Annotated in this window: 13 protein-coding genes; all 13 read right to left on the bottom strand. The window is 44.8% G+C overall.

Going from position 1 to position 15976, the window contains the following annotated elements; translation table 11 throughout:
• Positions 1-40 precede the first annotated feature (40 nt).
• Positions 41-2170: a glycoside hydrolase family 20 zincin-like fold domain-containing protein gene (locus tag B5Z18_RS29595; protein ID WP_079473190.1), complete on the bottom strand. Its 2130-nt coding sequence runs from the start codon at positions 2168-2170 to the stop codon at positions 41-43.
• Complete coding sequence (locus B5Z18_RS29590) at positions 2160-4238, bottom strand: family 20 glycosylhydrolase (protein ID WP_079473189.1); 2079 nt, start codon at positions 4236-4238, stop codon at positions 2160-2162. Before B5Z18_RS29590 ends, B5Z18_RS29595 begins: the two co-directional genes overlap by 11 nt.
• Before the next feature lie 27 nt (positions 4239-4265).
• Positions 4266-5189, bottom strand: a complete 924-nt coding sequence (locus tag B5Z18_RS29585; protein WP_079473188.1) for a dihydrodipicolinate synthase family protein — start codon at positions 5187-5189, stop codon at positions 4266-4268.
• A gap of 3 nt (positions 5190-5192) precedes the next feature.
• Positions 5193-6116 (bottom strand): DMT family transporter, encoded by a 924-nt coding sequence (locus B5Z18_RS29580; protein WP_079473187.1) that lies wholly within the window; start codon positions 6114-6116, stop codon positions 5193-5195.
• Positions 6116-7102, bottom strand: a complete 987-nt coding sequence (locus tag B5Z18_RS29575; protein ID WP_079473186.1) for a 3-hydroxyacyl-CoA dehydrogenase family protein — start codon at positions 7100-7102, stop codon at positions 6116-6118. The genes B5Z18_RS29580 and B5Z18_RS29575 overlap by 1 nt, the downstream gene beginning before the upstream one ends.
• Positions 7103-7117: 15 nt before the next feature.
• The gene (locus B5Z18_RS29570; protein ID WP_079473185.1) at positions 7118-7498 is read right to left on the bottom strand and encodes a RidA family protein; all 381 of its coding nucleotides are present in this window, start codon (positions 7496-7498) and stop codon (positions 7118-7120) included.
• A 155-nt stretch (positions 7499-7653) separates the two neighbouring features.
• The gene (locus B5Z18_RS29565; RefSeq protein ID WP_079473184.1) at positions 7654-8754 is read right to left on the bottom strand and encodes a dipeptidase; all 1101 of its coding nucleotides are present in this window, start codon (positions 8752-8754) and stop codon (positions 7654-7656) included.
• A gap of 7 nt (positions 8755-8761) precedes the next feature.
• Positions 8762-9889, bottom strand: coding sequence for a D-TA family PLP-dependent enzyme (locus B5Z18_RS29560; RefSeq protein WP_079473183.1), 1128 nt, complete (start codon positions 9887-9889; stop codon positions 8762-8764).
• Positions 9890-9903: 14 nt separating this feature from the next.
• Complete coding sequence (locus B5Z18_RS29555; RefSeq protein WP_200817390.1) at positions 9904-11085, bottom strand: hypothetical protein; 1182 nt, start codon at positions 11083-11085, stop codon at positions 9904-9906.
• Between the two features lie 43 nt (positions 11086-11128).
• Positions 11129-13195 (bottom strand): alpha-galactosidase, encoded by a 2067-nt coding sequence (locus tag B5Z18_RS29550; protein ID WP_159454480.1) that lies wholly within the window; start codon positions 13193-13195, stop codon positions 11129-11131.
• Between the two features lie 41 nt (positions 13196-13236).
• A complete protein-coding gene (locus tag B5Z18_RS29545; RefSeq protein WP_079473181.1) occupies positions 13237-13749 on the bottom strand; it encodes a hypothetical protein in 513 nt (170 codons plus the stop codon).
• Between the two features lie 38 nt (positions 13750-13787).
• The gene (locus B5Z18_RS29540; RefSeq protein ID WP_079473180.1) at positions 13788-14330 is read right to left on the bottom strand and encodes a hypothetical protein; all 543 of its coding nucleotides are present in this window, start codon (positions 14328-14330) and stop codon (positions 13788-13790) included.
• Positions 14331-14344: 14 nt separating this feature from the next.
• A complete protein-coding gene (locus tag B5Z18_RS29535; protein WP_079473179.1) occupies positions 14345-15967 on the bottom strand; it encodes a RagB/SusD family nutrient uptake outer membrane protein in 1623 nt (540 codons plus the stop codon).
• Positions 15968-15976 lie beyond the last annotated feature (9 nt).

Here is a 15976-nt window from a genome sequence, read left to right as displayed (position 1 = left end):
ACTTTTATGTGTACGGGAATTAGTTTGCTATGATGATGCGCTACTGCATGGATTTAAGCCATGCTTCAAGTTTTACATTCATTTTCAATTCAAAAAGGTACATCCAGTCTGAGCTTGTCTGTGTGGCATTTGCCAGCATTGTGTCGTAATTATCATCCATCAGGTACCCCGGTGGCCTTTCTAAAAACCTTGTTTCCGAAAACACCTGCTCATATTCTTTTCTCAAGTCTGCAAATCCGTCCGCTGCAGACCTGATCTTTAATACCGCACGCTGTCGGCCGTCTGGTGTAGTTTCTCCTGCATAGTCATCGAGCAGATCCAGTATTTTTGCATTATAGATCTGTAATTCATTTATCCTTTCAAAAAGGCGCAAGGCATAGTGATTACGTCTTGCCAATTTTATATTGTCTTTAATAATGCCGCGGGTTGTTTCATACCGTTTAATTTCTTTACGGGCAAGGTTAACCCGGTTCCTGTAAACGGTCCGCCATACATCTGCGGGAAGTTCTGAACCGGGAAGTTCTATGAGGTCAATTTTTTCCGGTACCGTGATCCTGGTGCTGTTTTTCACAAATGCGGTGTCCTGGAAATTCATTAAAAATTCCAGTGAATCCTGAAATTCAAATCTCTCATTACTTAAAGCCGGTCCATAGAAACGATGGCGGAATGCGGCATGTGCTTCATCCGGCCCGATATCAGTATATTTCCAGCTCAACCACGCATAATCATATATCCCACGCCAGAATGTTTCGAAGTGAGGGGATGAATCATCCCAGGCAGTTGCCAGCATGCCCTCTAATCCGTGCGTAACAGCTACCCAGCTAAAATCTTTTATGGGGTTAAAAAGTGACTGGTTACGCGGCATCATGGGATGCATCTCCTGTACTGCACTGGCGCCCATTACTTTCAGCTGGTGGGATTTAAGCCAGTTTACGGCGTTCTGATTACCCTGCAACCGCGGGTATGTATAGTGCCAACGCATGTATATGCAGTCTTTAGGAAAGAGATGCAGATATTGTTCAATTTTCGGTGCATTCTTTTCCCATAATAAATTGACGGAATCGGCTGGTGTATGGGTATCGTGCATAGACATATAAAGTCCTGAAAGGGAAAAGATCATATCATCCCAGAAAACAGGGATCCTGTTATGTTCCCGTGCATAGGCGCAAACTTTGTTCAGCCAGTACATTTGTAACTGGAAGGTAGTCATGCCCGACTTTCTGCTGGCTGCCGACCGTCCCAGATTATACACTTCATCCCCGCCTACATGCAGGTATTTGCCATTGGGAGTTGCGGCAATCGCCTCATCGTATAACCTGAATTGCAAAGCATAAGTACCGGAATCCAACGGATCAAACACCCAGTCTTTCCGCGGATCATCCCTCAAACCTACATATTCATCATGTTTCAGGATGAAGGCCACATGTCCTAAACCCTGTACCAACGGGCTGATCTCAATGTGTCTTTCATTGGCATATCTGCTGAGCGCCGCAAATTCATCTATTGAAATGGAATTCTCCGCTCCGATAACCGGCGCTGAACGATACCTTAACTTATCCTCAAATTCCAGGATAACTGCATTCACTTTAACGGCCGCCAGGCGGTCCATCATCCGGTAATAATAGTCAAGGTTATCCAGGTGGTACTTCAGGTCAAGGTGTACAGCCCTGTACGGTATCTCCGGAAAATCAGTTATAGTACATGCAGGAATCAGCAGTGACTGATCCCTGGCATCTTCCAGCAATTGCTGCAACGTCTGGCAACCATAAAAAATACCGGCCTCGCTTTTTGCTGTTATCACAACCTGCCTGGCAGTAACTTCCAGTTTATATCCTTCCCGGGAAGCCGGTAATGACGGATCGTTCTTTAATCGTAAAGTGAGCACTCCTTCCCCTGGCCTCTCCGCATCTGGTAGCGTTGACAAGGGCGCCTGCAATACAGGCCGGCGCGCGATGCCTTCCAGAAATATACTTCCCAGCGCATTGCAGGCTAGCCCTGCCCCTTTGGCGAGGACTATTTTTTGCGGCAACGGAACCAACCTGAAATGTTTAAGGAGATTTGCCTCATCGCCACCCGGAGGTCCTCCTGGCAGCGATGAAAATGCCGGCACAGGCACTATCAGCAAAATCTCAAAAAAAACAAACAGAAGTTTAGCTATGTTATTTTTCATTCAACCACTTTAACAATTTATCATTGAAGGCAAGTTCAAAAACATGCATCCAGTCGCTGTTATTTGTTCCATTCCCCAACATGGGATCATTGTTCTGATCTAATATATATCCGGGAGGGTTTGAGAGGAACCGCTGTTCTGAAAACACATCTTCATATTGCTTTCTCAATGCCGGGAAGGAATTAACCAGGCTGCCGATTTCTTTCTTTATCCTGTCCTTGTCCTTCGCCTGATCATAGTTTTGCAACAGCAATAATAGTCTGGATGGATAGATCTGTAACTCATTCATCACTGTTAATAACTCCAACGAATACCTGTTCCTGCGTACTCTTTTTTTATTTTCAGCTATCACAGTCCTGATATTTGAATATCGTTTTAATTCCAGCTGCGCACGTTCCACTTTATCTGCATATTTTTTGCTCCAGATGCCTGCACTGTCGCGATGCGGCAGAGAAATGAGATCCATTTTATACGGATAATGTCTCCGGTGTCCCTGATTGATCAATGCCACGTCCCAGAAATCCAGTGCCAGTTCCAGAGAGTCCTGGAATTCAAATTGCGGGGCGGCCAGTTCGGGTGCATAAAACCGATGACGGAATATTTTATGAGCAGCAGCGGCATCCATATCCTGGTAGTTCCACGATAAACCTGCATAATCGTAGAAGCCGCGCCAGAAAGTTTCCATATGCGGAGAGGAGTCATCCCAGGCAGTTAATAACATGCCGGGCAATTTTTTCTCTACGGCAATCTCACAGAAATCTTTTGTTGGCTGATAAATAGAATTTTGTCTTGGCAACATAGCCGACATGTCCTGCGCGGCTGGTGCGCCCCACACCTGCATGCCATTGGCCATAAACCAGTCAATGGCTTTAGTGTTTCCCTGTATTTTCGGGAAGTTATAATTCCATCGCATGTAAATACAATTCTTAGGGAATAGGCCTACATTCTCATCCAGCAGATGTTGTTTCTCTGCCCATTCCTTTTCCACCCAGGCAGAATCAAGCATTTTGTCATTACGCATGGTTCCGTACAAATCGGAGAGTGAAAATACCATGTCGTCCCAGAAAATAGGCGTACGGCCATGATCGGTTACGTATTTACAAACTTTATTTAACCAGTACATCTGCAATTCAAAGGGCTTCATGCCGGAACGTTTGCATAACTCCGAAGCGCCCAGGTTATACACCTCATCTCCTCCTATATGCAAATATTTGCTACCGGGTGTTGCCTCCATGGCATCATCATACATTTTGAAATGCAGGTCATAAGTTTCCGGGTTGAGGGGATCAATTACCCAGTCTATCTTCCTGTCATCGCGCAAATGTGTATAAATATCGTGCTTAAGAATAAAGGACACATGCCCCAGGCCCTGCACCAACGGGCTGATTTCAATGTGCCGTTCCTTTGCGTAACGGGATAATGCCGCAAATTCGTCTATTGACACCGCATTTCCCGATCCCACCTTATCTGCTTTTCTATACCTGAGCTTATCTTCAAATTCAATGATCACCGCATTTACTTTTATGCCCGCCAACCGGTCCATCATCCTGTAGTAATATTCCATTTTTTCAAGATGGTACTTCAGATCCAGGTGCACGGCTCTGTACGGGATATCCGGGAAATCTGTAATCCTGCACGCAGGTATGTCTATGCGCTGATCCGTTGCATCTTCCAGCATCTGCAACAAGGTTTGACATCCGTAAAATACCCCCGCATCGTCTTTACCGGAAATAGTTACTTCGCCGTTCTGTATCTGAAGAATATAGGATTCATTGGAAGCCGGCAGCTCTTTGTTGTTTGAGATTTCCAATGTGAGTATCCCTTTGCCCGGATGATCTGCCAGCGGCAGGTTGTCTAAGGGATAAACCAATGCGGGTCGTTTCAAATCACCTTTCAGAAAAATCCCCTTCAGTTCATTGCTTTTCAAGCCTGTACCATTATTCCATTCCACTTTCTGTGGCGCCGGCAACAGACGGAACTTACCGGCATTCCCGTTATCGCCGGCCTGTGCGCCATAGCAAAAAATAACAGGCATGCATATAACCAGGATGGTGAAAATTCTTTTCATTATATGTGATTATCTGAAAGCAAAAATTTATTGCATAACTCCTTCCCCTACCAGTTCCAGGATGTTTTGATTCAATTCCCTGATATAGCTTGCAGTAGAAGCATCCGGTGTGTAAGATGCCTTGCGGACATGGCTGTTTCTCAATATTCCCCGTGCCATTAATAATTCTTTTTCCGCATAGTGGAACAATTCCATGTTCTGCAGAGAAAAGAATATCTGGGGCATTACCTTCTCGAAAAGCCGCATTGCCTTATCATTATCCCCTCCTTTTCTCAACAGAAAAACCTTCTGCAATATATCGGATACTCCTAAGCCAGGCATCACGCCGGTAATACCGGTAGGTATCAGCTCCAGCATATATAAGCCTCCCCAGCCTTCAAATAGCCCGATATTTCCATTTGTAGCATCAATGATTTCTTTAAACTTGGGCGCACAAAGGGGTTCTTCCAGTTTGAGGTATTTGAAGTTGCTATGTTCTTTCATCAGGTTGCAAATCATTTCCACACTGATAGACTGGCCACCGGGATTAAAATCCTGCACCAGTACCGGCGTATTGGGAATAGATTGCATAAATTCACCCAGGTATTCCTCAATGGAAGATTCCGGCAGGTTAAAAATACGCGGTACCGCCAATGAAATTACATCTGCGCCGGCTTCCACGTTCGCCTGTGCTAATTTAATTGCCAGTTTCAGTGATGCATGATTGGACTGGCCGATGATCTTAATCCTTCCCGCTGCCTGATTCACAGCTATCTTTACGACCCTTAGTTTTTCATCATCTGTCAATTTATAAAATTCGCTTGCATAAGCGGGCAAACACGCCGCTTCCACACCTGCGTTAACAGCAAAATCCACGAGATTCCGTAAACTTTCTTCATCGATCTCTTCTTCTTTTGTAAACGGGGTTGGTATAATTGGTACTACACCTTTCAAGGGTTTAAAATTTTCCATTTTTTAGTTTTTTATGATGGCTGTATGATTACTCATTCGATAATCTACAATAGTGACGATTAATGTACCTGCCAATACCAGCATACCACCGGCAATAGCATAACCACTGAGTGCTTCCCCCAGCCAGATAGCTGCAATTGGTAATCCCATGAAAGTGATCATATAATTGGAGAGGGCCACCTGCATGGCATCCAGCGTTTTGAGTGCTTTGAAAAAGAGCACCATGGATAAGAAATTATGAAAGAGTGTAAGCAATGCTAACCCCGTCCATGTTTGCACAGTGAATACACTAATTCTTCCGAACACTTCCGGCTCATAAAACAGTACAAGCGGTGTCAGAAAAATGATCATGACAACATATGTGTAGAATACCATTTCTATTTCAGAATAGCGTGAGGCTATGGCCTTACAACCGGTATTATAATATGCATTTCCCACGATTGCCAGGAAAATGAGCAGGTTCCCCACTGTATAGCCAGCCGTAAAATCAGCCTGTCTTATATCCCCGAACGTGCATAGTACGACACCTATAATGGCTACCGCAAAACTGATCCACCTTACCGGGTTCATTTTCTCCTTCAGCATGAGAAAAGCAAAGAGCGTCGATATTACCGGCAGGCTGAGTGTTAATACAGCGGCATTGGTGGCGGTAGAATATTGTGTTCCCCAGGTCATCAGTACCTGTGCGGGGAAAGCCCCCAACAGGCCCAGTCTCACAAAAACAAGCAAATCAGATACAGATCTCTTCTGATCATTACGTTCACGGAGAATAAAAGGCAGCAGCAATAAAACGGCCATTGTCATAGGCGCCCATACAGTAAAATAGGGTCCAACCTGATCCTGCACCAACTTAATGCAGGTAAACTGTAAAGCCCACATCAGGTTACAAAGCAACAGTAACCCCCATGATATGATGATCCTTTTCATTATTCTTCTGCGGAGTTATCTGCGTTATTAATCCGGTCACCAATATTGCCCGGGTATTTTTCAGCGAGCTTGCGTATATCAAAACTAAAGCGGGTGAAACATCTTTCCCACTCTTCCGCAGATGCTTTGGAATAAGGATAAAAACCGTGTGCATTTCTTACGCCCTGTGCCCCGGCATCTGCCAGTTTACGCATCGATACGGGCATTTCGGCAGAATTGTCCAGTTCGGGAAACAGTTCTTCCATTACAGTTGCATAAGCCTGTATCCCGGTCAGATCCATAAAACGGAACGGTCCCGCAAAAGTAATCCACGCGCCAAGATCGTTGCGGAGAGAACGATCTACATCTTCATAAGTAGCGTATCCCTTGTCCACCAGGTGAAACGCTTCCCTGATCATAGCATACATGATCCTGTTTGTAATAAATCCACGGATATCCTTCCGGAGAACAGAAGGTTCCTTCCCCCAGTGTTCAGCCAGTATTTTAATTCTTTCCGCGTTTGCCGGATCTGTTTTATCGCCACAGATAATTTCCATGAAACGGGTGATATGAGCGGGTTCCGCCCAATGTATACCTAAAAACCGCCCGGGATGATTTAAACCTGCCTGTAATATGGAAACCGGTATAGCAGAAGTGTTGCTGCCTATGATGGCATCCGGTTGTATGTACTTCTCCAGTTCAGCATAAATCTGTTTCTTGGCATACGCATCTTCATATACAGATTCAATGACCACCGGCATTGCAGATAAATCTTTCAGTGAGTCAGTGATGGTCAGATTATCGGCCAGTTCAGCTGGTGACGCCGATAAAAGGCCTTCCTGCTGCATTTCATTCAGATACCCCAGGACTCTTTCCCTGGCGGGGCCTGCCTCATCAATGCTTTTCACAACGGAAATTACCTGGTGTCCTGCCGCCAGCAGACACGTAACGATACTGCTGCCCATTAGTCCCAGACCTACTGTACCTATCTTTATTTTTCCGTCCATTGGAAGATATTTATTTTAGCCAATAAATGCTACCGCATCGATTTCAATCTTTATCCCATCTGACAAAACAGATTGTACGGTTGTTCTTGCAGGTTTTATCCCCGGAAAAATAGCGGCATAAGTTTTATCGAAACGATCAAAATCATTGATATCACTGAGATGAACCGTACACTTTACAATATTTTGCATGGTCCCTCCTGCCGCCTGCACAATTTCACGTATATGGGATAACGTTAACGCTGTTTCTTCTTCAATTGAACCGCTTATAACCGCTCCGCTTTTAAGATCAAGCGGTCCCTGACCACTTATGTAAAGCCAGCCATTTACCAGGACAGCTGCTGAATATGCTCCTGTATCAGCCGTTTTAACAGTGCTTTTTACTTCGACGATATTCATTAAATACTATTTAAAATTGTATACAAAAACATTGGTTGATCTGGCGGGTGTGAGGTATACTCTAAGCTTCTACCTTCTGACTTCTTACAAAAGTAAACAAACATTTCTAATTTTGTATACAATTTAAAGTGTTTTTTGTAGATAATATTTCAAAATCATGGCAAATTGGCCTCCATAAAACGCATCCAGTTACCATAGCATATATTATCAACGTCTTCTTCACTATAGCCACGCTGTAGTAACAGACTGCTTATTTTTTGCAGGTCTGCAATCGTATCAAGGTCGTAAGGACTTTGTTCTGTTCCATACATACCATCGAGATCACTGCCTATGGCGCAATGCAAACTATTGCCGGCCAACTGGCAGATATGGTCGTAATGGTCTATTAATTTCTCCAGCCCAACCTGACGTTTTAACGGATCATCGACCCCACGCACCCAGTTTTCAGCCAGCATCCAGTTATCCAATGCACCGCCGATTACAGCCCCTCTGTCTATCAGTATCCGTAACTGATCATCAGATAGTTGTCGCTGACCACTGATAACGGCCCTGCAATTATGATGACTGGCCCAAACAGGGCCTTTGTACCATTCAACCGCTTCCATAAAACCCTGGTCCGTTAAATGCGTTACGTCGAGGATCATATGCAGTCTATCCATTTCACGAAGTAATTCGCGGCCGATGCCGGTAAATCCGGATTCCGTTCCGCTTCCCCCGGCATACCTTCCCTGACCATAGTGAGACACCCCAATGGCACGGAGTCCATAAGCATATGCTTTTTCGAGGAAACTCAGGTTTACCAGGGAATCGGCCCCTTCCAGGCTAAGAATATATCCTACCGGCTTATGGTTATTGTCCGCACTATCTCCTTTCAGCCAGGTGTCCAGATGGGCGCGCAACTCTTTCTTACCGGTGATCTGTACCATTTCTCCCAGATCTTCCATTGCTTTATAGTAGCTACGCTGTGCCTGTGTGATACTCCAGCATATTTCCGGCGAATTCCAATACGGGTCCCCATCATCGGGCCGTCCTGATGGGATATATCTTGCCAGTTGAGTGGCTACCACCAGTCCAACATTGCCTTCCCGCAACGCAGGCAGGGATACGGTATTCTTCCCCCTGTCCAGTTTATCAGTCATACCGGATTCCCGTTTACGAATCTCCTGCACAGATAACCGGAGGTCACGATTCCATTCCACTGCATTCATGCCCAGGTCCAGGTGGGCATCGATAATTAACTTTCGCTTATGTTCCATAGCCTGCTTAATAATTAATCATTCTGTCTCTTGCCACCACCTTCCATGTGGTGGCCATTCTTTTCTTCTTCACCACGTGTACTCTTTCATAGAGCGCCAATGTTGGACAAATATGCCAGGGCACACCATATAGCGTATCTCCGACATTAAATTTTTTTGTATCAGGAACGGAAATCACCATATGTTCCTCACTCTGGGAAACAGGCACAACTTCCGGCGCCCACGGAAACACTACGCGCTTATCCAACGGGTTCTCTGCCGAAACCGATTTATACCCCAGGTCAATGCATAGCAGGTTGTTATTAATAATGGATACTACCCGGCAAAGCAATACCGCTGCTACCTTAAAAGGTAAATCCGGCAACAGCTTATGATACCCGGCATCCCATAAGGTAAATGTACCGGGACTAACCTGTATGGACTTATCATCTTTCTTTCCTGCCATCTCACTATAAACGGCAAAGGTGGGAGAACCACCGATTACCAGTTCCAAAGTTTCCTTTTCTTTCCATTCTATGTCTCCTTTAAGTGCCATTACGGCTGCAAAAATAGCCTTCGCCCGTTCTGTTCTTGTTATTGGATCTGCATCATCTACATGCCCGTCGTAAGCGTGTAATCCGGCAATCTCAATATTCTGAAGTTTACTGATCTTCATATACAACATAAAAGCGCCCCCTACCGGAATACCGGTTCTGTTCATCCCTACATTCAGGTCTATATACACAGTCAGCTTCTTTTCACCAACCAGGAAAGAAAGCATTTCTGCCGATCTGAGATTATCTACGAGACAGGAAAATCTGGTTCCCGGATATGCCCGCATCAATGCAAAGAGCCGCTGCGCTTTAACGATAGTAGGCTGATAGGCAAGCAATACATCTTTAACACCCATCATAGCCAACATCTCTGCCTCGGCAATAGTTGCACATTTGTATTTATTAATACCTGCATCCCGCATCAATTGAATAATCTCGGGTGTTTTATCAGTTTTTACGTGTGGCCTCAGCGTACTTAAATCACCGGTAAGTTCTATGATTGCTGATATATTCCTGCTGATATATTCGGGAAAAACCAGCAATGCCGGTGAGTCTATCTTTGATTCGTTCTCTACCACGAACCATTCCTGTTGATCTGTCATTTTATTCTGCTTTTCTAAATAACACATTCACTAAGAAAACCGGGGGTATAGTTGTGCATCTGCGCCCATTCAATAGCAGCAGTCAGTTTCTCCCGGTAATCCTTTTGATAATTTTTATAATCCGGATAAAAATATTGTTCGTGAACAAGCAAATCCACATATGGCGGGATAATATTGTTTTCGCCGTAGCTATCCAGGAAGCCCTTAATATGTTGCAACTTAACGGTATCAATGATAATGCTGCTTTTCACGAAAATAATTTTCTCCTTATTATCTCTCCAGATGAATCTCTTATTGATATGCCGGCGGTGAGGAACATCGAGATAATAAGAACATGGCGGCAGATCATTGTCTACATTGAAGTCACATACCTGGATCTTATATCCCTCATCTCTTAAAGCCCGGCACACTTCTACCGGCACCTGTCCCCAATGAAGCGTTGTTGTATTATCCATTACCTCTTTCCCGGCGAAACGTTGTATCTGGGTCCTGATGGCATGGCAGTCGCGGTACATTTCCCCATAGCCTGCATGAATATATGGGTCATCCGGAAACTCGGCTTTTGCATGCACACTCAGTCTTATCCAATCTGCATTCCGTGCCCATTCCTTTTTGAACTTATCTGTCATCTGCGACAGATTAAAGCCGTCCGTTTCATAAAACAGGTTAATATGCACCTTTGTGCCATATGCTTCATGAAGACTTCGCAGCAAACCCATAAACGGGTTATCAAAAACCGATGTGTATACAGCTGCGTTAATGTGAATGTCTTTCAGGAACCAAATAGCATCATCTACAGACAGCCTGTACTGATTATTCAGTTTACTCAGGTAGAAAACGGTGATAGTGCTTTTGCGGCCGGTAAGCGTGTCGCACACGCTGATCTTATTCTCAAAACCCTTCAGTATAATATCAGCTGTATAATTACCACTCTCTTCTTTGGCTTGTATATTATTAATGGTAAGGTTTATTTTTCCCGGAGCGACAGGTTTAATTTTCACCTTAACCCCAACACCGTTTTTCAACTGTTTGCCGTCCCGGACATGCAGCATATCTCCATCAATCGGGGATATGAATTCTACAAAATCGCCGCTACCGGGCGCTTTCCATGATATTAAAGGCAACATACCCAACCCCGCGCCCAATATTGCGCCCTGCTGAATAAAAGACCGCCTGCTCCAATTTGTGTTACTCATGTTTTCATTTTAATGCATACAAGGGAATCGTAAAATGACTCCGTCACTGAATTTTATATTCATATAAAGCATAGCTATCAGGAGCGGGAAGGGAAAATTTAATCCGCCCATCATCTCCTGCCACTGCAACAAACGCCTTCCCTTTGCCTGTCAGCGGCTTAAAACTTATGCGACTCCCCATGCTAAAGAAAGTTTTAAGAAATGCAGCGTTCCTGCTGTTATCTTCCCTGTATACAATAATATAGCCCCGTCCCTTCTGAATAGATTGAAACCCGGTCCAGGAGCGTCCATCAGGCTCCTCACCAATGGGAAAAATGTTGCCTGCGTGAATGTCGTGCTGGTACTTCCTGTACTTTGCCACTACAGGAGCTATAGCTGCCAGCTGTCCGGCGGAAAGACGATGGGCTTCCAGCCACGCCAGCGGTTGAGCCATCATGGTAATCGCAAAAGTATATTCAAATGGAATATGCCCTGGCGCAAAAACATCATCAGCAGAATACTTATCCTTGTTCCTTTCTGTATTCAGAAATTCTATCAATAACTTCTGCAAAGGGAAATACCGTGAGAGATTCCAGGCATTGCGTAACGTCTGATAAGGATAATAGTTACCCCAATCGGTATACCGGTTCTCGAGGAAAAAATTGCCATACTCATTGAAATAATGATAGCCATTCCTTCTTCCTGCTGTGATATCAATATTAAAAAATGCTTTGTTACCGGTGGCAGTCACTACGGAGTCGAGCAACTTCCTGAAATTGATCTCTCCTTTTTTTGAAGTTATCTGAACGCCGTCTATCTTATAGATTTTAATCCCGTATTTATTATAAATCCGTGTGAGTATCCCGGCATCCCTTTTCCAGTGGGCATAATCATCTTCCGGATCCGGTTCATACCAAAGACTGATTTCCACATGATTTTTTTTGCCAGCTTCAATCAGGGGCGCCAGTCCGTTTGGAAATTTTTGTTTGTGGGGAAGCCAGAAAGAGTCCATATTTTTAGTTCCCGCCTGATACCACCCCGCATCCAGCTGGAATACATTTACCCCTAACCTGGCGGCGGTACGGATTTCATTCAATGCAAAAGCTTCATTTAAATTTTCCCCCTCTCCCCTTTCTCCCCATGTATTCATCATCACCATATCATCCCTGGCGGGAACATACTTCCTGATATGCCGCTGATATTCCCTCAATGAAGTCAGCTGGCCAATTTCCGAACCGTCGCTCACCCCAAAAACAAAGCCGTAGCCCCTTATCCATTCGAGCGTATCTATGTCTTTTCCTTCGACACCTGCTCCGGTCATTTGAAATGAACCCGTTTTTACTGAGAAATCAAATCCGGGATATGCATGCTGAACGGAAGGCGAGGGCCCCTCCTTTAACCAGAAGAGCCCTTCCTTACCTATTCCACTGTTCATCAATAACAGATTACCTACCAGCTGGTTTCCAAAAATATAGGCCAGCTGATCTGTGAATTTTACGGTCGTTGTATGCCGGTCAGTGATATCAAAAAACTGCACAGCCCTTACCTTCCAGTGATTACCGGATAACCCCATTCTATCCAATCGCATTACCGGAAGCTGTTCTTTGTTGACTTCAGAAATATTCTCCACGTTCACCAGATCTCCCGGGCTGGACAAGCGGAGCTGAACCGTGCTATCCATGGTACCTTTGAAATAATAATCGCATGCAATGGCGGGTGTTTCCGGATAAATCCGAAACACCCGTTTTACTTCAAGATCATTCACCTTTGTAAGTACTATTGCTTCCAGCCGGCGTTCCCGGAAATCTTCTTCCCTGCCGATCTTCGTTTCCAGCGAGCCTGCTCCATCCCTGGCGTGCATCTTACCGGGTAATGAGAAATCAGTATCCCTGTTCCCGAACACCGTTCTCCGTCCTGTTTGCCGGTTCGTAATATCCAGGGAGATCAGGTTGCCATTATTCCAGAGAAATCTTCTTTCTATTTTTGAGTTCCCTATTGTTAGTGTATCCGAAACCAGCAATACGCTGCAATCTTCAAACCTCGTCTTATCCTGTGCGAAGCTGTTATTTACGATTGGCTTAGAGAACAAAAGCACTGGCAACAGTATCAAACGTCGGGTTATGGATCTCATCATCATCAGTTTTCAATTTCTTCTTATCGATAAAATACTTTCTAACGTTCCTGTGCCTTGAGTGCACATTTGAGATCGCCCGTAGGACCAGTCATCGAAATGATCTTGATTAGTCCTTTCTTACCCCACCTGGTTTTGAACAATACCACATCATTAAGTGCAAACCTGATAGAATCATTGGCAGCAGTTGGTTCCAGGAGTCTAAAATCCCTATCATCCGCCATCGCATCAAATTGTGCCGGAGTAAAGTTCGTAGCAGCGAATCTTGTTCCCACGTCCGGCAGCTCATTCCCATCTGCATCGTAGCTAAAAAACGCCGAGCGGTCAAAGAACAGATCTACATAACGACTGGCGCCGCTCAAGGAGCCATACCCATATACTTGTCCGTTATCAGCATCCAAACCGCTGCCATTGGCCCCATCCCATCCTCCAAGCCATACTTCATCATATGAGTCCAGCAGGATCAGATCTTCCGATTTATCCTTTTTACATCCTGGTAACGCAAACCAGGCAAATGCAGTAGCGATAGCCAACGTAAATACTTTCCTATTCATAGTGAGTAAGTTAAAATGAAACTGTTTTTTTGAGAATCTCATAGCACTGCGATCTTGTAATCAAAAGTGACGCTGCCTGATGGCGGGAAAAGCGTTATGATCTTAACCAGGCAATCATAGCCCTCTTTTGTGTGAACAAATATCACTTTGCCTGCAGACAGCGGAACTGCATCCTGCGTAGCTTTGAACCCGTAAGCTTCCAGCGCGCTTTTTGAATTGAGGGCATCAAATGCTGCCGGCGTAAGATCAGTGACGAGGAATTTACCTCCGGTAAAAGCATTACCGGTAAGAGGGTCTGTATTCCAGAATTTCCCCTGATCAAATATCAGATCTATACTGGATGATCCACCCGCCAGGTTCTTGTATGCATAGGATACAGCTGCTGCCAGCCCCCGGCCACGGGCGAGTGTAACACTGTCACTTCCTCCCAGTTTAACCCTGGTATATGTGATGAGCGTAATATTATTAACACTATCTACCTTGGGCTGGAGACTGCTGTGAATATCAGTTTTTTTGCAACCCACGATGCATGCTATCGCGAGCAATAGCGCTACTGATAATAGAAAGCCTGATTTTTTCATCTCTTAAAATTTTATTAGTTCCAGTTAGGATTTTGCACAAGATTTGGATTCATACTGATCTCAGTGAGCGGCAAGGGCCACAGGTAATCTCTTTGCGGAAGGAAAGTGCGCATGTTACCGGATTCCGGCATAATGTAGTTATCCGGATTCAAATTCGGCGTCAGGGAATATCCCAGCGCCAGGAATTCATCTTTAAAAAAATAAGCGCCCAATACGGGTTTCGGCAGTTCAGTTTCTGCCGTCTTCCAGCGTAACAGATCCCAATAGCGGAAGCCTTCCATAGACAGTTCTACTCTGCGTTCCCGCCTGATCTCTTCACGGATATTCAATCCATGGGCAGTTGCAAATGCGTTGGTCAGGTGGGCTACTTCACCGCGGTCACGCAACTGGTTTATTGTGCGGTCAAGATCGGCGTCTGTAATACCGGCATCCAGCTCATATTTGGCCTCAGCGTAATTCAGCAGCACCTCTGCATAGCGGATAATGGCATAATCTATATAAGATCTGGATTTACCCATGTCTTCCTGAATAACATACTTCCTGTAATTATACCCGGTAGAACTGGTAGAAACCACAAATTTTCCTGTAAGACTAAAATTATCACCTCTTTTCATTACCGTTTCACTCAGTCTTTTATCCCGGTTATTGAACACATGGTTCGCTGAATCCGGTGTATTATAGAGGGGCGATTTATCAATTGGTAATCCATCTTTCATTAAATAAGCATCAACAAGGTATTTGGTGGGATTTACCACACCGCCGGAAATTATTGCCATGGGAATATTGTGATAACTGATAATATTGGCATCGTTTGCCCCATAGCGTCTTACCATAACATTCTCTTTATTACCCATGCCTTCCGCCTGGTATTGATACAGGTTGAAATAGCCTCCTGTATACAAGCTATGCTCGCCGGACTGGATCACTTTTTCGGCTGCATTCTTTGCCCTTTCCAGGTGGGTACGCCATTCGCCTGCATTGTGAAATTTATTCCAGGTGCCTTCAAAAAGCGCCGCCCTGGATTCAACAGCCCACACTGCAGTACGTGAAATCCTTCCGTAGTTCGATTCTCCCATAGCAGAGGGCAGTTGTAGTTTGGCCGCTGCAAATTCAAGATCTGCATAGATCGTATCATATACTATTTCGCGGTTTGTTCTGGCCGCTGTCAATTCTTTGGCATCACTGGCAAGCGGGGTTGTTACGAGGATAACATCTCCATACCGCTTTACAAGATTGTAATATGCCCAGGCCCTGAAAAATCTCGCTTCCGCTACATATTTTTCTACAATCCCCGGATCCACCCCCGCCGATGTAGCCCTGGGTGCTTTGGCAATAATGTTGCAGGCAGCCCTGATCAGCTTGTAAGCGTTTGCATAATCATCGTCCCAGTTAGGTACGGTCCTTGTTCCGTTACTAACTTCGTTCGGATAAACTGCAAAACCATCTATAGACATATTATCGTCATATACAGGAAGTGAAGGAAGGAACGTATACAGGTAATTGGCTGCCGAATTCAGATCCCCTTCGCTTCGCCAGAAAGTAGCATCACTTAACTGCGTTTCCGGAACACGGTCTACTGAACAAGATCCCGCACCCGTTAGCATAACTGCAAGAATCAGATATTTAATGTATTTCATCTCTTGAAT

The organism is Chitinophaga ginsengisegetis, assembly GCF_900168065.1.
Taxonomy (GTDB): domain Bacteria; phylum Bacteroidota; class Bacteroidia; order Chitinophagales; family Chitinophagaceae; genus Chitinophaga; species Chitinophaga ginsengisegetis.
The sequence above is the reverse complement of the archived record's forward strand: the minus strand, read 5'-3'. Positions and strand labels throughout refer to the sequence as shown.